At 69.1% G+C, this 19,765-nt stretch carries 23 protein-coding genes; 13 read left to right on the top strand and 10 right to left on the bottom strand.

The features are described 5' to 3' along the window. Positions 1-1,038, top strand: a complete 1,038-nt coding sequence (locus ABD716_RS14725; RefSeq protein WP_344778168.1) for a quinone-dependent dihydroorotate dehydrogenase — start codon at positions 1-3, stop codon at positions 1,036-1,038. Between the two features lie 32 nt (positions 1,039-1,070). Here the strand turns inward: ABD716_RS14725 and ABD716_RS14720 are convergent, their stop codons facing one another. Next, the gene (locus ABD716_RS14720; RefSeq protein WP_344778166.1) at positions 1,071-1,934 is read right to left on the bottom strand and encodes an NAD(P)H-binding protein; all 864 of its coding nucleotides are present in this window, start codon (positions 1,932-1,934) and stop codon (positions 1,071-1,073) included. A 137-nt stretch (positions 1,935-2,071) separates the two neighbouring features. Between ABD716_RS14720 and ABD716_RS14715 the strand changes: the two genes are divergently transcribed. Further along, the gene (locus ABD716_RS14715; protein ID WP_344778164.1) at positions 2,072-2,431 is read left to right on the top strand and encodes a winged helix-turn-helix transcriptional regulator; all 360 of its coding nucleotides are present in this window, start codon (positions 2,072-2,074) and stop codon (positions 2,429-2,431) included. 13 nt (positions 2,432-2,444) lie between these two features. Here ABD716_RS14715 and ABD716_RS14710 read toward each other — a convergent pair whose 3' ends face one another. Then, positions 2,445-3,374 (bottom strand): RNase H family protein, encoded by a 930-nt coding sequence (locus ABD716_RS14710; RefSeq protein WP_344778162.1) that lies wholly within the window; start codon positions 3,372-3,374, stop codon positions 2,445-2,447. Positions 3,375-3,384: 10 nt separating this feature from the next. After that, entirely contained in the window at positions 3,385-3,993 is a 609-nt protein-coding gene (locus ABD716_RS14705; protein WP_344778160.1) for a DUF3043 domain-containing protein, read from the bottom strand. A gap of 40 nt (positions 3,994-4,033) precedes the next feature. Here ABD716_RS14705 and ABD716_RS14700 point away from each other — a divergent pair, with 40 nt between their 5' ends. From ABD716_RS14700 to ABD716_RS14680, 5 genes are all read left to right on the top strand, one after another. Continuing rightward, positions 4,034-5,449 (top strand): dipeptidase, encoded by a 1,416-nt coding sequence (locus tag ABD716_RS14700; protein WP_344778158.1) that lies wholly within the window; start codon positions 4,034-4,036, stop codon positions 5,447-5,449. Between the two features lie 62 nt (positions 5,450-5,511). Beyond that, positions 5,512-5,880: a HesB/IscA family protein gene (locus ABD716_RS14695; protein WP_344778156.1), complete on the top strand. Its 369-nt coding sequence runs from the start codon at positions 5,512-5,514 to the stop codon at positions 5,878-5,880. A gap of 168 nt (positions 5,881-6,048) precedes the next feature. Next, positions 6,049-6,957 carry an aa3-type cytochrome oxidase subunit II gene (gene ctaC, locus ABD716_RS14690; protein WP_344778154.1) on the top strand — a complete coding sequence of 303 codons (909 nt, stop codon included), beginning with the start codon at positions 6,049-6,051 and terminating at the stop codon, positions 6,955-6,957. 14 nt (positions 6,958-6,971) lie between these two features. Further along, positions 6,972-8,675: an aa3-type cytochrome oxidase subunit I gene (ctaD, locus tag ABD716_RS14685; protein ID WP_344778152.1), complete on the top strand. Its 1,704-nt coding sequence runs from the start codon at positions 6,972-6,974 to the stop codon at positions 8,673-8,675. Then, complete coding sequence (locus ABD716_RS14680) at positions 8,665-9,084, top strand: cytochrome c oxidase subunit 4 (RefSeq protein WP_344778150.1); 420 nt, start codon at positions 8,665-8,667, stop codon at positions 9,082-9,084. Before ctaD ends, ABD716_RS14680 begins: the two co-directional genes overlap by 11 nt. 234 nt (positions 9,085-9,318) lie before the next feature. On the opposite strand, the gene ABD716_RS14675 is transcribed toward ABD716_RS14680, so the two are convergent. The 5 genes from ABD716_RS14675 to ctaE are packed head-to-tail and all read right to left on the bottom strand — an operon-like array spanning position 9,319 to position 14,503. Further along, complete coding sequence (locus ABD716_RS14675) at positions 9,319-10,179, bottom strand: putative RNA methyltransferase (protein ID WP_344778148.1); 861 nt, start codon at positions 10,177-10,179, stop codon at positions 9,319-9,321. Positions 10,180-10,212: 33 nt separating this feature from the next. Further along, positions 10,213-11,880 carry a cytochrome bc1 complex cytochrome b subunit gene (gene qcrB, locus ABD716_RS14670; RefSeq protein WP_344778146.1) on the bottom strand — a complete coding sequence of 556 codons (1,668 nt, stop codon included), beginning with the start codon at positions 11,878-11,880 and terminating at the stop codon, positions 10,213-10,215. Then, a complete protein-coding gene (gene qcrA, locus ABD716_RS14665; RefSeq protein ID WP_344778144.1) occupies positions 11,877-12,965 on the bottom strand; it encodes a cytochrome bc1 complex Rieske iron-sulfur subunit in 1,089 nt (362 codons plus the stop codon). The genes qcrB and qcrA overlap by 4 nt, the downstream gene beginning before the upstream one ends. Positions 12,966-13,006: 41 nt before the next feature. Further along, entirely contained in the window at positions 13,007-13,837 is an 831-nt protein-coding gene (qcrC, locus tag ABD716_RS14660) for a cytochrome bc1 complex diheme cytochrome c subunit (protein ID WP_344778142.1), read from the bottom strand. A gap of 24 nt (positions 13,838-13,861) precedes the next feature. After that, the gene (ctaE, locus tag ABD716_RS14655) at positions 13,862-14,503 is read right to left on the bottom strand and encodes an aa3-type cytochrome oxidase subunit III (RefSeq protein ID WP_344778140.1); all 642 of its coding nucleotides are present in this window, start codon (positions 14,501-14,503) and stop codon (positions 13,862-13,864) included. Positions 14,504-14,548: 45 nt separating this feature from the next. Here ctaE and trpD point away from each other — a divergent pair, with 45 nt between their 5' ends. The 4 genes from trpD to ABD716_RS14635 are packed head-to-tail and all read left to right on the top strand — an operon-like array spanning position 14,549 to position 18,198. After that, positions 14,549-15,598, top strand: coding sequence for an anthranilate phosphoribosyltransferase (trpD, locus tag ABD716_RS14650; protein ID WP_344778138.1), 1,050 nt, complete (start codon positions 14,549-14,551; stop codon positions 15,596-15,598). Then, on the top strand, positions 15,595-16,278 hold the full coding sequence (dhaM, locus tag ABD716_RS14645; protein ID WP_344778136.1) for a dihydroxyacetone kinase phosphoryl donor subunit DhaM: 684 nt from the start codon (positions 15,595-15,597) through the stop codon (positions 16,276-16,278). Before trpD ends, dhaM begins: the two co-directional genes overlap by 4 nt. Beyond that, on the top strand, positions 16,275-17,108 hold the full coding sequence (locus tag ABD716_RS14640) for a shikimate 5-dehydrogenase (protein WP_344778134.1): 834 nt from the start codon (positions 16,275-16,277) through the stop codon (positions 17,106-17,108). The genes dhaM and ABD716_RS14640 overlap by 4 nt, the downstream gene beginning before the upstream one ends. Before the next feature lie 31 nt (positions 17,109-17,139). Then, positions 17,140-18,198 carry an LLM class F420-dependent oxidoreductase gene (locus tag ABD716_RS14635; protein WP_344778132.1) on the top strand — a complete coding sequence of 353 codons (1,059 nt, stop codon included), beginning with the start codon at positions 17,140-17,142 and terminating at the stop codon, positions 18,196-18,198. 20 nt (positions 18,199-18,218) lie between these two features. On the opposite strand, the gene ABD716_RS14630 is transcribed toward ABD716_RS14635, so the two are convergent. Then, positions 18,219-18,593: a VOC family protein gene (locus ABD716_RS14630; protein WP_344778130.1), complete on the bottom strand. Its 375-nt coding sequence runs from the start codon at positions 18,591-18,593 to the stop codon at positions 18,219-18,221. A 122-nt stretch (positions 18,594-18,715) separates the two neighbouring features. On the opposite strand from ABD716_RS14630, the gene ABD716_RS14625 reads away from it, so the two are divergent. Beyond that, complete coding sequence (locus ABD716_RS14625; RefSeq protein WP_344778128.1) at positions 18,716-19,183, top strand: SRPBCC family protein; 468 nt, start codon at positions 18,716-18,718, stop codon at positions 19,181-19,183. Next, a complete protein-coding gene (locus tag ABD716_RS14620; protein ID WP_344778126.1) occupies positions 19,180-19,530 on the top strand; it encodes an ArsR/SmtB family transcription factor in 351 nt (116 codons plus the stop codon). Before ABD716_RS14625 ends, ABD716_RS14620 begins: the two co-directional genes overlap by 4 nt. On the opposite strand, the gene ABD716_RS14615 is transcribed toward ABD716_RS14620, so the two are convergent. Further along, positions 19,523-19,705, bottom strand: coding sequence for a hypothetical protein (locus ABD716_RS14615; protein WP_344778124.1), 183 nt, complete (start codon positions 19,703-19,705; stop codon positions 19,523-19,525). The genes ABD716_RS14620 and ABD716_RS14615 overlap by 8 nt on opposite strands. Positions 19,706-19,765: the final 60 nt, after the last annotated feature.

The following is a 19,765-nucleotide window of genomic DNA, read 5'->3' as shown; positions in this document are numbered from 1 at the left end:
ATGTACCGGATCATCTTCAACCTCGTCTTCAAACGCATGGACCCGGAACGGGCCCACCACCTCGCGTACGTCTTCATCCAGGTGATCCAGGCTCTCGGCCTCTCGCGGCTGGTGCACGACTTCACCCGCCCGCGCACCGACCTCACGGTGCATGCGCTCGGCCGCACTTTCGAGACGCCGTTCGGGCTCGCTGCGGGGTTCGACAAGGACGGCAAGATCGTGATGGGCCTCGGTGGCCTCGGCTTCGGCCACGTCGAGGTCGGCACCCTGACCGCGATCGCGCAGCCCGGGAATCCGAAGCCCCGCCTCTTCCGCCTGATCGCCGATCGCGCGCTGATCAACCGCATGGGCTTCAACAACCAGGGCGCGGCGGTGGCCGCGCAGCGGCTGCGCCACCTCGAGAGGCTTCGTCCCCGCCCGGTGCTCGGGGTGAACATCGGCAAGAGCCGTGTCGTCGCCGTCGAGGACGCGGTGCAGGACTATCGCGAGTCGGCATCCGTTCTCGCCCCGGTCGCCGACTATCTCGCGGTGAACGTCTCGTCGCCGAACACGCCGGGCCTGCGCGGGCTGCAGGAGATCGACAAGCTCGCGCCGCTGCTCGAGACCGTCCGGCGGCATTCCGCCGGCACCCCCGTGCTCGTCAAGATCGCACCGGACCTCACCGATGACGAGATCGTCCGCATCGCAGGCATGGCGGTCGAGCTCGGGCTCGACGGCATCATCGCGACGAACACGACGATCGCGCGCGAGGGGCTTGGGCTGAAGACGGATGCCTCCGCCGTCGCGGCCATCGGCGCGGGTGGCCTCTCGGGCGCGCCGCTCGCCGCGCGCTCGCTCGAGGTGCTGAAGCTCATCCGCCAGCACGTTCCCGCGTCCCTGTGCGTGATCTCCGTCGGCGGCGTGCGCACCGCGGCGGATGTCGCCGAGCGGCTCGCGGCCGGCGCGACGCTCGTGCAGGGCTACAGCGAGTTCATCTACGCCGGCCCGCTCTGGGTGCGGTCGATCAACCGCGGCCTCGACCGGCTCCTCAAGAAATAGCCGGCCGAGGCCGCAGCATCAACGGCGTGCGGTCACGCCGGGACCGAGACTCCGCTCAGCGCGTCGACGAAGGGCGTGGTCGGCCGGCCGATGATGCGCGCGAGCGTGCCCGGGGCATCCGCAAGTGCGCCTGCGGCGATCTGCTCGTGGATGCCGGCGAGGAAGTCGGCGTACGGCTCAGGGAAGCCACCCGCGACCAGGCCAGCGCGGAGCTCGGCCCTGTCGACCTCGCGCACCTCGATCTCGCGCCCCGTGACATGGGCGATCGCCGCGGCGAACTCGCGGTAGTCCCATGCGTGGTCCCCGCTCAGCTCGTAGGCGCCGGGCTCGACCTCGCCGAGCAGCGCGGCGACGGCGGCCTGCGCGTAGTCCTCGCGCGCGGCGGTCGCGACCCGGCCGGTGCCGGCCGCAGAGAGCAGCACACCGGTCGCAGCGGCGAGCTGCGCCTCGGGCAGCTGGTTCTCGTGGTACCAGCCGTTGCGCAGCAGAATCGCGGGAACCCCGGACTCGGCGATGAGGCGCTCGGTGGCCTGGTGGTCGGGGGCGATCGGGAGTGAGCTGTGCTCCACCCCGAGAACGCTGGTGTAGACGATGCGCTGAGCCCCCGCTGCCGCCGCGGCGTCGATGACGTTGCGGTGCTGCTCGACGCGGGCTCCGGGGACGGCGCCTGAGATCAGCAGAACCTGCTTCGCACCGCGCAGCGCCGCGTGCACGGCCTCGCGGTCGTCGTTGTCGACCTGGCGCGTGTGGACCCCCGTGGAGTCTGCGAGGGCGGCGAGCTTGCTGGAGTCACGCCCGAGGGCGACGATCTGACCCGGCTCGAGCTGCGCACGCAGCAGTCCGGCGACGACGCGGCCGCCGAGCTGCCCGGTGGCGCCGGTGACGATGATCGACATAGGTGGTTCCTCTCTGCGCCCGCCGGCTGATCGACGGGGCGCACAGCAACGCTAGGTTGTTGCCGCCCAATGGGGAAGTACCTACTATTTGGTGCGTAACCCACCTCGTTGACACCGCAACCACCGGAGGCGCGCAGATGACCGAGTTCGACCCCTACAGCAGCGACTGCCCCACGCGCCGCCTGCTCGACCTCATCGGCGACACCTGGACCGTGCTCGTGATCGGCACGCTCGCCGCCGGCCCCGCGCGCTACTCGGCGATCGAGCGGCGCATCGACGGCATCTCGCAGAAGATGCTCACCCAGACCCTGCGCGCGCTCGAGCGCGACGGTCTGGTCACGCGCACGGTCTACCCCGAGATTCCGCCCAAGGTCGAATACGAGCTGACGGATGCCGGGCGCAGCCTGCAGGGCCCGCTGAAGGCCCTCGAGGACTGGGCGACGACGCACATGGGCGGCGTGCTCGACGCCCGCGCCGAGTACGAGCGCTCGGCGTAAGGGCTCTGCGAACTCAGACCGCCGGCGTCCCCTGGTGGAAGCGCAGCTTCCAGCCCGAGGCGGTGCGCACCCACAGCGACGAGCGGCGGGCGAGGCCGCGCGAGCCCGAGGTCTCGAAGACGACGAGCAGCGCATCGGATGCCACGCGCGAGACCCCGAGCACGGCGGACAGCTCGGCGTCGGCGGCGGGGGAGGAGGTGAGCGCCTGGATCGTCGTGTCGCGGTCCCACAGCCGGCCCGAGGCGCCGATCTCTTCGAAGTTGGGGTGCAGCAACTCGGCGAGGCGCGACGCGTCCGCACGGACCTCGGCCGTCAGCAGCGACGTCTCGAGGCGCACCACGGTCTCTTCGTCGGTGGCCGGCTCGTCGCGCAGCGGGGCGGCGTCGAAGAGCGCGGGCTCGGGGTCTGCCGGTGCGACAGCCCGGGCGGGGGATGCCTTGGCCGAGGCATCCGCGCCGGGCATCGCGGCCCCCGCCCAGCCGGGCCCGGTCGGAATCGCCGCGCTCTTGCGCTGATAGGCGGTCGCGACCGCACGGGCGCGCAGGTCGGCCGCCTCATTCAGCTCGTGCCCCGCGTGGCCCTTGACCCACTCGAACACGACGTTGCGCCCCGCGACGAGCTCATCGAGCCGTTGCACGAGCTCGAGGTTCTGCACGGGCTTCCCATCGGCCTTGCGCCAGCCCTTGCGCTTCCAGCCGGGAATCCATTTCGTGACCGTGTTGATCACGTACTGGCTGTCGCAGAGCACCTTGAGCGGCTCGCCGGCGAGCCCGGCGGCCTCGGTCTGCTCGAGCAGATCGACGACGGCCATGAGCTCGCCCATGTTGTTGGTGCCGTGCGGCCAGCCGCCCGCAGCCCAGCAGGAGTCGTCGACGTACCACGCCCAGCCTGCGGGCCCGGGGTTGCCGAGGGCAGACCCGTCTGCGGCGGCGACGATCGTCACGCGGCGCCGATCACGCGGGGGACTGGCCGCGCTTGACCTGCGGCTTCGGCATGCGCAGCGGGCGCAGCTGGATGGCGCGCATCGAGGCGTACCAGCGCACGCCGCGCTCGGCGCTTCCGAACTTGTCGCGCAGACGGCGGGCGAGCATGGCGCCCATGACGAGGCAGTCGATCACCGTGAGCAGGAAGAAGCCCCAGACGACGATCAGCACATACGACGAGATCGTGTTTTTGATGTCTGAGGGGAAGGGCAGGAAGGTCACGAGCAGCAGCACCACGACGATCGGAACGAGGAACTCGCCGACGCTCCAGCGGGCGTCGACGAAGTCGCGCGCGAACTTCTTCTGGGGGCCCTTGTCTCGGGCGGGAAGATAGCGCTCGTCGCCGGCGGCGAGCCCGGCCTGCTGGCGCTCGCGCTCGATGCGCAGGCGCTCGCGGTCGGCGGTGCGGGCGACCTTGCGGTCGGCGGGGACGAGCGGACGCCGGTTCGCGGCCTCGCGCTCCTTCCGGCTGGGGGTGGCGCGGCCCTTGCCGCTGGCGATCACTTCGGCCTGGGCGCGCGCGGCCTCGTCGGCGGCGCTTCCGGCGGTCGGAGCTTCAGTTTTCGAGCGGTTGAACACGGCGATCCTCGGCTTTTCCTATCTGATTAAGCTTAGCCGCATGACGGATGCCGACCCTTCAGCCACCTCTCCGGATCAGTCCATCGCCGAGGCCGTCGCGGGGGGTCTTCCCGCCGCCGTCGCCGACCTGGGCGATCTCGTGCGGATCCCGTCGGTCTCGTGGCCGGCCTTCGACCCCGCCTTCGTCGCGCAGAGCGCCGACGCGGTGGCCGAGCTGCTGCGCGGCACCGGCGTCTTCGACAGCGTCGAGGTCAAGCGCGCGCAGAAGGCTGGATTCCCCGAGGGCGAGCTCGGCCACCCCGCTGTGCTCGCGACGCGTGCCGCGCGGGGCGGGAAGCCGACCGTGCTGCTCTATGCGCACCACGACGTGCAGCCGCCCGGTGACGAGGCCGGCTGGCAGACCAAGCCCTTCGAGCCGACGGTCGTCGGCGATCGGCTCTACGGCCGCGGCGCCGCCGACGACAAGGCGGGCGTCGTCTCGCACGTCGCGGCGATCCGCGCGCTGGCCGAGGCCGTCGCGGGGGCGGGCAGCGAACTCGAACTCGGCCTTGCGGTGTTCATCGAGGGGGAGGAGGAGCACGGCTCCCACTCCTTCGTGAACTTCCTCGAAGACAACCGCGACGCCCTCGCCGCCGACGTCATCATCGTCGCCGACAGCGACAACTGGGACACCGAGACCCCCAACCTCACCGTCGCGCTGCGCGGCGCCTGCGCATTCAACCTCACGGTGTCGACGCTCGGGCACGCCTCGCATTCGGGCATGTGGGGCGGCGCGGCGCCCGACGCCATGCTCGCGACCATCAAGCTGCTGTCGACCCTGTGGGACGAGAACGGCTCGGTCGCGGTGCCGGGGCTCGCGAGCCACGACGCCGGAACCCCCGACTTCGACGAGGCCGAGCTCAGGGCATCCGCGGCCCTCATCGACGGGGTCAGCCCGATCGGCACGGGCAGCGTGCTCAGCCGCCTCTGGTTCCAGCCCTCGATCACGGTGACGGGAATCGACGCGCCGTCCATCGCCAACGCGTCCAACACGCTGTCGCCGCAGGTGACGGTTCGCCTCAGCATGCGGGTCGCGCCGGGGCAGACCTCCGATGACGCCCGCGACGCCCTCGTCGCGCACCTCAGGGCCAACGCGCCGTTCGGCGCGCGACTCGAGTTCCACGACTTCGAAGGCGGCGATCCGTTCCTCGTCGACACGCGCGGCTGGGCCGTCGCCGCGGCCAAGCAGGCGATGGCGGATGCCTGGGGCACGGCACCCGTCGAGGCGGGCATCGGCGGCTCCATCCCGTTCATCGCCGACCTCGTGCGGGTCTTCCCCGAGGCGCAGATCCTCGTGACGGGCGTCGAGGACCCCGACACGCGCGCGCACAGCCCGAACGAGTCGCTGCACCTCGGCGTCTTCAAGCGCGCCATCCTGAGTGAGGCGCTGCTGCTCGGGCGACTCAACGCGGGCTGAACCGGCGATCTTGGCGGATCCCTGCTTACACTGAGCGCAGACGTACCCGGAAGGAGTTCGGTATGACCGACACCGCAGTGGCACCCCAGGTCGACGAGAAGGCACACGGAGTCCTTCTGAGCGACGCCGCAGCCGACAAGGTGAAGAGCCTGCTCGTGCAGGAGGGGCGTGAGGACCTGCGCCTGCGCCTCGCCGTTCAGCCGGGCGGCTGCTCTGGCCTCATCTACCAGCTGTACTTCGACGAGCGCATGCTCGACGGCGACGGCGTGGTCGAGTTCGGCGACGGCGTCGAGGTCATCGTCGACAAGATGAGCCAGCCCTACCTCGACGGCGCGACCATCGACTTCGAGGACACGATCCAGAAGCAGGGCTTCACGATCGACAACCCCAACGCGCAGGGTTCCTGCGCCTGCGGCGACTCGTTCCACTAGTCGTTCTTCGGTTGCTGCGCGCAACTCAAAACCCGTGCTCAGGCCGCCTTTCCAGGCGGCCTGAGTTCGTTTAACGGCTCGCCGGGGCATCCTTATCACATCAGCGGCGCTTCGGGAGCGCGCTAGGCTAAGCGAAGGTCCCCCAACGTTCCACACGAAAGGTCACCGGTGCGTCACACTCGTCGTCTCCGATGGGCCGCGATCCCGATCGCAGCGTCGCTCGCTTTGGTACTCGCCGGCTGTTCGCAGGATCAGCTGCACGGCTACCTCCCCGGCTTCGTGGAGGGCGAGAAGGACGTCACCACGATGACGAGCCGGGTCGCCGGCCTCTGGGTCACGAGCTGGATCGTCCTTCTGGTCGTCGGCATCATCGTCTGGGGCCTCATCATCTGGGCCACGATCGTCTACCGCCGCCGCAAGGGCCAGACCGGTCTGCCGGTGCAGCTGCGCTACAACATGCCGATCGAGATCTTCTACACGATCGTGCCGTTCATCCTGATCATCGGCTTCTTCGCCTTCACCGCGAAGGACCAGGACGCGATCGAGAAGCCCTACGCGCACCCCGACCTCAAGGTCACCGTCTACGGCAAGCAGTGGGCGTGGGACTGGGACTACACGAGCGACAACGTCTACGACCCGGGCATCCAAGCCCAGCCGGCCTCCAACGCCGCTCAGGGCCCGACCCACGGCAACGTCGTCGAAGACGAGCTGCCCACCCTGTACCTGCCCGTGAACGAGAAGGTCGACATCACGCTCAAGTCGCGCGACGTCATCCACTCGTTCTGGGTTCCGGCGTTCCTCTACAAGAAGGACGTCATCCCCGGCCACGTCAACCACATGTATGTCACGCCGACCAGGATCGGCACGTACAAGGGCGACTGCGCCGAGCTCTGCGGCGAGTACCACTCGGCGATGCTCTTCCGCGTGAAGGTCGTCTCGCAGGCCGACTACCAGGCCCACATCGACGAGCTGAAGGCCAAGGGCTTCACCGGCTCGCTCGGTGACGAGCAGAACCGCAACCAGAACCTCCCCGGCAACGGGACCGACTCCGGCTTCACCAGCAACGGCACGGACTGAGGCGAACAAGGATCATGACTGCAACAACCGCCGCGCTGCCCTACACGAAGAACAAGGCAGACCGTAAGGGCAATATCCTCGTCAACTGGATCACGTCGACCGATCACAAGACGATCGCGTACATGTACCTGATCACGTCGTTCGTCTACTTCTGCATCGGCGGCGTGATGGCACTCATCATCCGCGCGCAGCTGTTCGAGCCCGGCCTCGACGTTGTGCCCACGCGCGAGCAGTACAACCAGCTGTTCACGATGCACGGCACGATCATGCTGCTGATGTTCGCGACGCCGCTGTTCGCCGGCTTCGCCAACGCGCTCATGCCGTTGCAGATCGGCGCCCCCGACGTGGCGTTCCCGCGTCTGAACGCGTTCGCGTACTGGCTCTATAACTTCGGTTCAGCGATCGCCGTCCTCGGATTCCTCACCCCGCAGGGCGCGGCCAGCTTCGGGTGGTTCGCCTACCAGCCGCTCGCAAATGAGAGCTTCTCACCAGGCGACGGCGGGAATCTGTGGTTCTTCGGCCTCGGCATCTCGGGCTTCGGAACCATCCTCGGCGCCGTGAACTTCATCACGACGATCATCACGCTGCGTGCCCCCGGCATGACGATGTTCCGCCTGCCGATCTTCACGTGGAACACGCTGGTCACCTCGATCCTCGTGCTGCTCGCGTTCCCGGTGCTCGCGGCTGCGATCTTCGGTGCTGGCGCCGACCGCGTGTTCGGAGCGCATATCTTCGATGCGGCCAACGGCGGAGCCCTGCTCTGGCAGCACCTGTTCTGGTTCTTCGGCCACCCCGAGGTGTACATCATCGCGCTGCCGTTCTTCGGCATCGTCTCCGAGATCTTCCCGGTCTTCAGTCGAAAACCGATCTTCGGCTACAAGACCCTGATCTACGCGACGATCTCGATCGCGGCCCTGTCGGTCTCGGTGTGGGCGCACCACATGTACGTCACGGGTGCGGTGCTGCTGCCGTTCTTCTCGCTGATGACGATGCTCATCGCGGTGCCGACCGGTGTGAAGATCTTCAACTGGATCGGCACCATGTGGCGCGGATCTCTCACCTTCGAGTCGCCGATGCTCTTCGCGCTCGGCTTCCTGATCACCTTCACCTTCGGCGGCCTGACCGGTGTCATCCTCGCCTCCCCGCCTCTCGACTTCCACGTCTCAGACACCTACTTCGTCGTCGCGCACTTCCACTACGTGGTCTTCGGCACCGTCGTCTTCGCGATGTTCGCCGGCTTCTACTTCTGGTGGCCCAAGTGGACCGGCAAGATGCTCAACGAGAAGCTGGCCGTCTGGCACTTCTGGCTGTTGTTCATCGGCTTCCACACGACCTTCCTCATCCAGCATTGGCTGGGTGTCGTGGGCATGCCGCGTCGTTACTACACTTACGCGGCATCCGATGGCTTCACCTGGATGAACCAGCTGTCGACGATCGGCGCCATGACGATCGCGGTCTCGATGATCCCGTTCCTGCTGAACGTGTACATCACGGCCCGCAACGCGCCGAAGGTCACCGTGAACGACCCGTGGGGCTATGGCCGCTCGCTCGAGTGGGCGACCAGCTGCCCGCCCCCGCGACACAACTTCACGTCGATCCCGCGTATCCGCTCGGAGTCGCCGGCGTTCGACCTCAACCACCCCGAGGTTTCGGGAATCATCGACCCTGCAGGCAACGCCACTGTCGGCGAGAAGGTGAGCAACCCCAGTGCGCTCTAACTCGATTATCTTCTGGATCCTCGCCGTCTTCTTCGCGCTGATGGCGGCGACCTACTCGGTCTGGTCGTGGATCTACTACGGCGGCCACATCGAGTGGGTGGGTACGGTCGCGCTGACCCTGTCGGCGATCCTCGGCGTGTTCCTCGCCTTCTTCCTGGGGCGCACGGCCAAGGGCTACGGCCAGCTGCTTCCCGAGGATCGGCTCGACGCCAACATCGACGACGCCGACCCCGAGATCGGTCACTTCAGCCCGTGGAGCTGGTGGCCCTTCTTCCTCGGCGGCGCCGTCGCCGTCATGGCGCTGGGCCTCGCGGTTGGCTTCTGGGTGGCGTTCATCGGCGTCCCTCTGTTGCTCGTCGCACTGGCCGGCTGGGTCTTCGAGTACTACCGCGGCAACTTCGCCCGCTAGACCGCTTCACACGAGCGCCCCTTCGCTTTGGCGAAGGGGCGCTTTCGTGCGTGGGCGTGCGGGGCGTGTGGGTGGTGCGGGCGTTCCGGGCCGCAGGTTTCCGCCCGCTCTTGCGCGCGCCGCGCGTAGAACACACGGTTCCGCGTACTGAAACAGCGCACGCGTGCGCGCGATCGAGGGTTCTGCGCGCGGCACCTATCTCGCCGGACACTGCGCCCGGGCCGCGGGGAGCCGTCAGCGGCGGGTGAAGGCGAGGACGTCGACGGAGACGGTGACGGATGCCGGAAGGTCGGATGCCGCCAGCTGCGCAGCCGACTCGGGGGAGCGCACCACGTGGTGCGCCGACGGGCCCATGCCCTGCAGCTGGCGGGCGCGCTCGGGGTTGAGCGGCAGCTCGTAACGCACGTGCTGGGCAGCGGTGGGAAGAAACCACTCGGCGAGGGATGCCTCGACCGAGCCGGCCTTGCCGTCCGGCACGTCGAGCATGCCGCCGATCGCGCGCAGCTCGGCAAGGTGGTCGGCTCGCGGCACGACGATCGCGAGAACACCGCCTGAGCGCAGGACACGGGCGAATTCGGCCGGATTCCTGGGAGCGAAGACCACCGTCACGGCATCCGCCACTGCATCGCGCACGGGAAGGGGAGCGTGCACGTCGGCGACGAGCCCGTCGACGTCGGGCCGGCCGCGCACCGCCCGGGCAACCGCGGCGGGGGAGAGGTCGCTGGCGAGCCCGCGCGCCTGCTGCCCGGACGCGGCGGAGATCGCGTCCAGAAGCCCGTGCAAGTACCACCCGGTGCCCGTGCCCGAGTCGAGCACCGTGCGGGGCCGAGACGGGCGCACGGCGGCGATCAGAGCGTCGCGGATCGGCGCATATGCGCCGGACGCCAGGAGGGCCTCGCGCTCGTCGAGCATCGCGGCGCTGTCGCCGACGACCCGGCTGCGCGGCGGCAGCAGGGTCACGTAGCCGCGCCGATTGACGTCGAAGCGGTGGCCGGACGCGCAGCCGAGCACCTCGCCTGCGGCATCCTCGATCGGCTCGAGGGCTTTAACGCAGTTCGGGCACCGCAGCCATGCAGCAAGAGTCTGCACAGACATGCGGTGCCCGAACGGCGGGTGCGTCGCGGACGCCTAGTGCGAGGCGCCCTCGAGCTCGGGGGTCTCGGCGCCGTGCCCGTGGTGCGCGGCAGCCTCGATCTCGGCCTGGCTGAGCGGCGTCAGGCGGTCCTGGAAGAACCAGCGCGACATCGCGGCGCGGAAGCGCGTGGCCTGCGAGATGCGGCCGCGCGAGTCGGGGCGCACGACCAGGGGCGCGTAGCCCTCCTGGCTGACCAGGTGCCAGCGCTGGTACTCGTCGACCGGCTGGTGCACCTCGATGAACTCGCCACCGGGCAGGCGCACGATGCGGCCGGACTCGTAGCCGTGCAGCGCGAGCGAGCGGTCCTTCTTCTGCAGAGCGAGGCAGACGCGCTTCGTGATGAAGTACGCCAGGATCGGGCCCAGGATGAGCGAGATCTGGATCGCGTGCGTCACGCCCTCGATCGACAGCTTGAAGTGCGTCGCGATGAGGTCACCGGACGCCGCTGCCCACATGGCCGCGTAGAACGTCACGCCGGCCGCTCCGATGGCCGTGCGCGTGGCTGCGTTGCGCGGACGGTCGAGGATGTGGTGCTCGCGCTTGTCGCCCGTGACCCACGCCTCGATGAAGGGATAGATCGCGACGAGCACGATGAACGCCACCAGGATGAACACCGGAATGATGATGAACCACGACCACGTGCGGTGCAGCCAGTACGTCTCGAGGTGCGGCGGGATGAGGCGCAGCATGCCGTCGGCGAAGCCGATGTACCAGTCGGGCTGAGTACCGGCCGAGATCGGCGACGGGTCGTAGGGGCCGTACTCCCAGACCGGGTTGATCGTGAAGAGCGAGGCGATCAGGACGATCACGCCGAACACGATGAAGAAGAAGCCGCCGGCCTTCGCCGCGTAGACGGGGAGGATCGGGTAGCCGACCACGTTGTTCTGCGTGCGGCCCGGGCCCGCGAACTGGGTGTGCTTGTGCACGACCACGAACACGAGGTGGATCGCGATGAACGCGACGACCAGCGCGGGAAGCAGCAGGATGTGCAGGGTGTAGAGGCGGCCGACGATCGCGGTGCCCGGGTACATGCCGCCGAAGAGCAGGAAGTTGATCCAGGTGCCGACGAGCGGGATGCCCTCGATCATGCCCGAGATGATGCGCAGACCGTTGCCGGACAGCAGGTCGTCGGGCAGCGAGTAGCCGGTGAAGCCCTCGGCCATGGCGAGGACGAACAGCGTGAAGCCGATCACCCAGTTGAGTTCGCGCGGCTTGCGGAACGCACCGGTGAAGAAGATGCGCAGCATGTGCAGGCCGATGGATGCCACGAACAGCAGCGCCGCCCAATGGTGGATCTGGCGCATCAGCAGACCGCCGCGCACCTCGAAGCTGATGTGCAGCGTCGAGTCGAGCGCGCTCGACATCGTGATGCCCTTGAGCGGCACCCACGGCCCGTTGTAGACGACCTCGGCCATCGACGCCTGGAAGAAGAACGTCAGGAAGACGCCCGTGATCAGGATGACGACGAAGCTGTAGAGCGCGACCTCACCGAGCAGGAACGACCAGTGGTCGGGGAAGATCTTGCGGCCGAACTCCTTGACGACGGCCGAGATGCTCGTGCGCTCGTCGAGGTAGTTGGCGGTGGCGCCGAAGAAGCCGTCGCGCTTGATGCGCGGGATGCTGCCGTCAGCGGACTCAGCGCGAGGGGTTTCGGTACTCATGAGTTGCGCTCCCAGAAGCTCGGGCCGACGGGTTCGTGGAAGTCGCTCTGCGCGACGAGGTAGCCCTCGTCGTCCACCGTGATGGGCAGCTGCGGCAGCGGCCGACCGGCCGGGCCGAAGATGACGCGCGCCTCGTGCGTGATGTCGAACTGCGACTGGTGGCACGGGCACAGCAGGTGGTGGGTCTGCTGCTCGTACAGGGCGACGGGGCAGCCGACGTGGGTGCAGATCTTGGAGTAGGCCACGATGCCGTGGTAGTTCCAGTCCTTGCGGTCGGGTGAGACGTGCAGCTCTTCCGGCTTGAGGCGCATGAGCAGCACGGCCGCCTTGGCCTTCTCGTCGAGCATGTCCTCGGCGTCGTTCAGCCCGTCGGGGATGACGTGGAAGACCGAGCCGATGGTGACGTCGGATGCCTTGATGGGAAGACCCGTCGGGTCCTTCGTGAGGCGGACGCCCTTCTTCCACATCGTGTACTTGAGGTCCTTGATCGGATCCTGGTCCTGCGGCGCGAGGCCACGGAACAGCACGACGGCGGGAAGCGGGAAGGCGACCAGCGCGCCGATGAGCGAGTTGCGGATCAGCGTGCGGCGGCCGAAGCCGGACTCCTCGTTCGCCTGTTCGAAGATCTCGATGGAGCGCTCACGGGTCTCGTCGGTGCCGCGCACGGGGTGGCGGATGTCGATGCCCTCGTGGTCGACCATGAGCTGCTTGCCCCAGTGCACCGCGCCGATGCCGATGCCGAGCAGCGCGAGCACCATGCCGAGGCCGATGAACATCGTGGACAGGCGCACGTCGTGCATGTTGCCCGACTCGATGGGGAAGGCGAGATACGCCGCGATCGCCCAGACGCTGCCGGCGATCGACAGGTAGAAGAGCGTGAAGATCGTGCGCTCGGTACGCCGGTTCTGCTTCGGGTCGGTGTCGGTCAGACGCGGCCGGTGCGGCGGGAAACCGGGGTTGACCGGAGCATCCGAGAGGATGACCGCGGTGCCGGGGTCACCGAGGCGCTCATCTTCGACCGGGTGCTCGAGGGCCGTCGACGACGTCTCGGTGAGCTCGACGCTCCCGCTATCGTCCTGTGCCATTGCTCTCCTTCTTGCGCTGCTGTTGTGTCGTCGTTCAGTCGTCAGTTGGTCTTCGCCGTGATCCACACGGCGAGGCCCACGACCGATCCGAGACCGAAGATCCAGAGGAACAGACCCTCGGCGACCGGGCCGAGGTCACCCAGCGCGAAGCCGCCGGGCGAGGGGTTCTTCTCGAGGTACGTCAGGTAGGTGATGATGTCGGCCTTCTGCGACGGAGTGATGTTCCTGTCGTTGAAGACGGGCATGTTCTGCGGGCCGGTCAGCATCGCCTCGTAGATGTGCACGGGGCTGACGCCCTTCAGCGCGGGCGCGAACTTGCCCTCGGTGAGCGCGCCGCCGGCGCCTGCGACGTTGTGGCACATGGCGCAGTTGATGCGGAACAGCTCGGCGCCCGCGGCGGCGTCGCCCGTGCCGTCGGTGTACTTCTTGGCGGGGACGGCGGGCCCGGGGGCGAGCGACGCGACGTAGGCCGCGAGCTCGTCGGTCTGCTTCTGCGTGAACTGCGGCGTCTTCTCGAGCGCCTGCGGGCCGTTGGCGGCCATCGGCATGCGGCCCGTGCCGACCTGGAAGTCGACGGCGGCCGCGCCGACGCCGATGAGGCTCGGGGCGACGGTGGTGCCGACGGCGTTCATGCCGTGGCACGTGGCGCAGTTCGCCTCGAAGAGCTTCTGACCGTCGTCGACCTGCTGCTGCGAGGCGGTGGCGGTCTCAGCCGAGGCGGAGGAGGTGGAGGTCGCGACGGCGTAGACACCGCCGGTGAGACCGAGGCCGATGGCGATCAGCGCGAGGGTGGCGAGGGGGTGACGGCGGCCGGTCTTGCGCTGGGCGGACTTGGTGCGTCCGCTCGTCGTCGGCTGGTTCAGCTTTGCCATGTGAGGGGGATCTCTCCGAGGTGCTTACTTGAGGACGTAGATGACAAGGAACAGGCCGATCCACACCACGTCGACGAAGTGCCAGTAGTACGACACGACGATCGCGGTGGTGGCCTCCTTGTGGCCGAACTTCTTGACGGCGAAGGCACGCCCGATGGTCAGCAGGAAGGCGATGAGACCGCCCGTCACGTGCATGGCGTGGAAGCCCGTGGTCAGGTAGAACGCGCTGCCATAGGCGCTCGACCCGATCGAGACGCCCTCGTGCACGAGGTTCGCGTACTCGACGATCTGGCCGCAGACGAAGACTGCGCCCATGGCGTAGGTCAGCGTGAACCACTCGACCATGCCCCACTTGGCGACGTTGAAGAAGCCGCCGGTCTTGCGGGCCTGCAGCCGCTCAGCGGCGAAGACGCCCGCCTGGCAGGTGAACGAGCTCAGCACAAGGATGATCGTGTTGCCCGTCGCCCACGGGATGTTGAGGTGAGGGGTCGAGGCTGCCCACAGCTCGGGCGAGGTCGAACGCAGGGTGAAGTAGATCGCGAAAAGTCCCGCGAAGAACATCACCTCGCTGCCCAGCCACACGATCGTGCCGACGGCGACGACGTTCGGTCGAGAGACGACCGGAGCCGCCTGCGGAGTAATGGAGGTGCTCGTCACAAACCCCATTATGTCCGAATCCCGAGAGGGCTCGCGCCCGTTAGGATTCTCGGCATGGCGGAATCCCTCACGTGGCCTGCGATCATCGGCTCGCTGCTCGAGGGGGAGGATCTGAGCATCACAGAGGCGACCTGGTCGATGGACCAGATCATGTTGGGCGCTGCAACGGATGCCCAGATCGCCGGATTCCTCGTGGCTTTGCGCGTCAAGGGCGAGACCGTCGACGAGATCGTGGGGTTCCGCGACGCGATCCTCGAGCACGCGAAGCCGCTACCGCTCGACCCCATGGCCCTCGACATCGTGGGCACCGGCGGCGATCGCTTCCGCACCGTGAACATCTCGACGATGGCATCCATCGTGTGCGCTGCCGCAGGCATCCCGATCATCAAGCACGGCAACAGGGCGGTGTCGTCGTCCTCCGGGGCGTCCGATGTGCTGGCCGCGCTGGGCATCGATCTGTCGCGCTCGCCCGAGGCTGTGGCCGAGACCTTCCGAAGGGCGGGCATCACCTTCGCGTGGGCGTCGCTGTTCCACCCCGGGTTCGGCAACGCGGCCAAGACGCGCGGCGACCTCGGCGTTCCCACCGTGTTCAACTTCCTTGGCCCGCTGTGCAACCCGGCGCGGCCCGAGGCGTCCGCCGTCGGCGTCTCGAACCTCGACAGGGTGCCGCTCATCACCGGCGTCTTCCAGACCCGCGGGGCGACCGCGCTCGTCTTCCGGGGTGACGACGGGCTCGACGAGCTCTCGACGACGGGCCACAGCCACATCTGGGAGATCAGCAACGGCCTCGTCACCGAGCACGACATCGAGCCGCGCGACCTCGGGCTGCCCCGCGCGTCGATCGCCGACATCACGGGCGGCGACCCTGAGCACAATGCGGCGGTCATCCGCCGCTTCCTCGACGGCGAACGCGGGGCCGTGCGCGACATCGTGATGCTGAATGCCGCCGCGGGGCTCGCCGCGTACCAGCTGGCGGCCGACCCGGCCCAGGGTGACCGGCCCATCCTCCACCGCTTCCGTGAGAACCTCGAGCTCGCCGCTGAGACGGTCGACTCCGGCGCCGCCGCGGCGAAGCTCGAGGAGTGGGTGGCGGCCGCCCGATGACGGGCGCGCGCGTGGGGCTCGTCCTCGTCTCTCACAGCTCCTTCGTGGCGCGCGGCGCCGCCGACATGGCGGCGCAGGTGGCCGGTGAGGTGCGGGTGCTCCCCGTCGGCGGGGCCGCGGGCGGCGGATTGGGCACCGATTTCGACAGCGTGCTCGTCGCGCTGCGCGCCGCGGACGCCGGAGCGGGAGTGCTGGTGCTCGCCGACCTCGGCTCGGCCGTGATGACCGCTGAGACCGCCATCGAGCAGCTGCCCGAAGACGACGCCGCCCGCGTGGCCGTCGCCGACGCGCCGATCGTCGAGGGTGCGGTGGCCGCAGCCGTGGCGGCGCAGACCGGCGCCGATCTGGGCGCGGTGCGCACCGCGGCGGAGGGCGCCGGAAAGCGCCCGCGACCGGCATCCGCCCCGCCGGAATCCGGGCACTACGCGCGCACCATGACGCTCGTCAACGACGACGGCCTGCATGCGCGCCCCGCCGCGGAATTCGTCAAGCTCGCCGCGACCTTCCCCGCCCGCGTCACCGTGAACGGGCGCGACGCGCGCAGCCTGCTCGCGATCCTCTCGCTCGGGCTGACGAAGGGAACGACCATCGAGATCGCCACCGAGGAGCCCGGCGGCCGCGCCGCGGTCGACGCGCTGGCCGCGCTCGTGACCTCCGGATTCGAAAGGCCCGCAGAGTGACCCGTCCCGAACTGAACCGCGACACGCGACTGTGCATCTCGCTCGCCGCGCGCCCCAGCAACCACGGCACCCGGTTCCACAACTGGCTGTACGAGCAGCTCGGGCTCGACTTCGTCTACAAGGCGATGACCACGAACGACATCGAGGGCTCGATCGCCGGTGTCCGCGCGCTCGGCATCCGCGGGTGCTCGGTGTCGATGCCGTGGAAGGAGGCGGTGATCCCGCTCGTCGACGAGCTGACGCCGTCGGCGGCGGCGATCCAGTCCGTCAACACGATCGTGAACGACGTCGTCGACGGCCGGAACGTGCTCACCGCGTACAACACCGACTACCTTGCGATCGAGCAGCTCATCGCGGCGCACGGGCTCTCGCGCGACGACCGGGTGCTGCTGCGGGGAAGCGGCGGCATGGCGCGCGCCGTCGCGAGCGCCTTCCGCGACGCCGGCTTCGAGGGCACGATCGCTGCGCGCAACCCGCTCGCCGGGCAGGGGCTCGCGGCTGAGCTCGACTGGGAGTGGGCGGAGTCGCCTGACGGCCTCGGCGCCCCGATCATCGTCAACGTCACGCCGATCGGCATGGCAGGCGGGCCGGATGCCGAGGCGCTGGCCTTCTCGGAGGAGCAGGTCGCTGCGGCATCCGTCGTGTTCGACGTCGTCGCACTGCCGGTCGAGACGCCGCTCATCCGCGCAGGGCGCTCGGCGGGCGCGCACGTCGTCACCGGCGGCGAGGTGATCGCGCTGCAGGCGGCGGCGCAGTTCGAGCTCTACACGGGCGTCACGCCGACGCCCGAGCAGATCGAGCAGGCCGAGGAATACGCGTCGCGGCCGTAGCCGCGCGTTCATGCAACGAGAGGGGATCGCAATGGGGCGAGCCAGGCTGGGCGTCGTGCTCGGCTATGCACAGGACTTCCTGCAGACGGCGGGCGAGGTTCCGGACTTCGAAGCAGCGGGGGCCGAGCTGTTCAGCGTGAGCGAGACGTACTCGTTCGATGCGATCAGCCAGCTCGGCTACCTCGCCGCCATCACGAAGACGGCGACTCTCGCGACCGACATCGTCCCGATCTACACGCGCACGCCCGCACTGCTCGCCATGACGGCCGCGGGGCTCGACGCGCTGTCGGGCGGCCGGTTCGAGCTCGGCCTCGGGTCGAGCGGCGCGCAGGTGATCGAGGGATTCCACGGCGTGCCGTTCGACGCACCGCTCGGTCGCACGCGCGAGATCATCGAGATCTGCCGTCAGGTGTGGCGGCGCGAGCCGCTTGCGCACGCGGGGCGCTACTACGAGCTGCCCCTGCCCGCCTCGGCGCCTGGCGCCGTCGGCGCCGGGAAGTCGCTGCGCCTCATCAACCACCCCGTGCGCCCGGCCGTGCCCGTGCACATCGCCGCCCTGTCGCCCAAGTCGGTCGCACAGGCCGCCGAGATCGCCGACGGCTGGACGCCCCTCTTCTTCCACCCCGAGCGGGCGGGGGAGGTCTGGGGCGAGGCGCTTGCCGCGGGCCGCGCCAAGCGCGCACCCGAGCTCGGGCCGCTCGACGTGCTCGTGCCGGTCGCGCTGTACACGGGGGAGTTCACCGAGTACGCCCTCATGGAGGTGCGGAAGCAGATCGCGCTCTATGTCGGCGGCATGGGCGCCCGCGGCCGGAACTTCTACTTCGACCTCGCGGTGCGCTACGGCTATGAGACCGAGGCCGCCGAGATCCAACGGCTCTTCCTCGCGGGGGAGAAGGACGACGCGGCGTTCGCGGTTCCCGAGGAGCTCGCCCGCGCGGTGTCGCTGATCGGCACGCGCGACGAGATCGCCGAGCGTGTCGATGCGCTGCTAGCGGCAGGGGTCACCACGCTGCTCGTGCAGCCCGCCGACCGCACGCATGACGAGCGCGTCGCGGCGATCAGCATGCTGCGGGGCATTCTCGACGAGTGAGCGCGTGCGGGCGGGCGCGGTCAGCCGCGCTGAGGCAGCTGCTGCAGCGCCCAGCGGTTGCCGTCGGGATCTGAGAAGGTGACGAAGCGCCCCCACGACAGGTCTTCGACGGGGCTCGCGTCGACGCCGTTCGCGACGAGGTGCTCGCGCGCGGCATCCGCATCGGGAATCACTACCTGAATGCCGCGCTGCCCGCCGACCGGCATGTCGATGCCGAGGCCCGTGCCGAAAGCGATGGAGCAGGCGGAGCCGGGCGGCGTCAGCTGCACGAACCGCAGCTCGTCGCTGACGCGCTGGTCGTAGTCGAGGTGGAACCCCACCTGGTCGACATAGAAATCCCTCGCGCGGTCGACGTCTGACACCGGCACGAAGATGAGCTCGATCTTCCAGTCCATCACAGGCCCTCCTGCCTTCCCGATTCAGACGCTAGGCCCAGCCACCGACATTCGGACTTGCGGCCGGGCCCGCCTAGTGCAACTGTGAAGTTGCACTAGGGGTCGAGGGGAAGGTCGCGGACATGACGGAGCAGCAACTTGCCGACGTCATCAGGCAGAGCATCGAGATCGCGGCGCCGCTCGACGTCGTCTGGCGGCTCGTGAGCGAGCCCGGGTGGTGGATCAACGACGGCGAGCTCGAAGAGCACGACATCACCACGACGACCGACGCAGACGGCACCGTGACCGCCGAGGTGCGCGGCCATCGCGCCGGCGTCTGGCGACTCATCGTCGTCGAGTTGCGCGAGCGCGAGTACGCCGCGTTCCGCTGGGCGCCGCACGCCGCGGGTGACCGCGATGCGCGCGGCGCGACGGGGTCGACCCTCGTCGAGTTCACCCTGCGTGAGGCATCCGATCACGTCGTCGTACAGGTGGTCGAGAGCGGGTTCAGTGCCCTGACGATCTCGCCCGAGAAGGTCGTGGCGAACTACGACGACAACACCGAGGGCTGGGCGGCCGAGCTCGCAGCGCTGCAGCGGGCGGCGGCGTGACGGCCGCGGTCGGCGCAGCCCCGGGCCGGGAGATCGCCGTCATGGCGGCGCTCGTCGAGCCGTCGAAGCGTGCCATCATGCAGCAGCTGACCCGAGGCCCGGCGAGCGCGTCGCGACTGGCCGAGCGGATGCCCCTGACGCGGCAGGCCCTCGTCAAGCACCTGGCCGTGCTCGAAGACGCGGGGCTCGTCGACCGCAGCCGCCGTGGCCGCGAGCACGTGTTCGCGGCGCGGCCCGAGGTGTTGGTCGGCACGGCGCGCTGGCTCGAGTCCCTCGCCGACTCGTGGCAGCGTCAGCTCGGAGCCCTGAAGCGCGCGGCCGAGGCCACGGCCCGCGAGCTCAGCTGAGCTGCGTGAGCGGCACCGTGGCCACGACCGCGCGGTGGCGGGCGTCGCCGTGCGGGCGCATGTCGACCACGGCGAGCTGCGTGAGCGTGGCGGATGCCCCTGGCTCGAGCCCGCCGCCGGCCTGCACCGTCACGTGCGGCCGGTAGCCGCGCGGGCCGACGTGGCTGAGCCTCACCGCGCAGGAACCGCCCGACGGCGTCGAGCACCTCGACGTGCAGCGCCTCGAACTCGGGGG

Source organism: Gryllotalpicola kribbensis (assembly GCF_039538245.1).
GTDB classification, from domain to species: Bacteria; Actinomycetota; Actinomycetes; order Actinomycetales; family Microbacteriaceae; genus Gryllotalpicola; species Gryllotalpicola kribbensis.
This window is presented reverse-complemented; position numbering and strand designations above follow the sequence as displayed.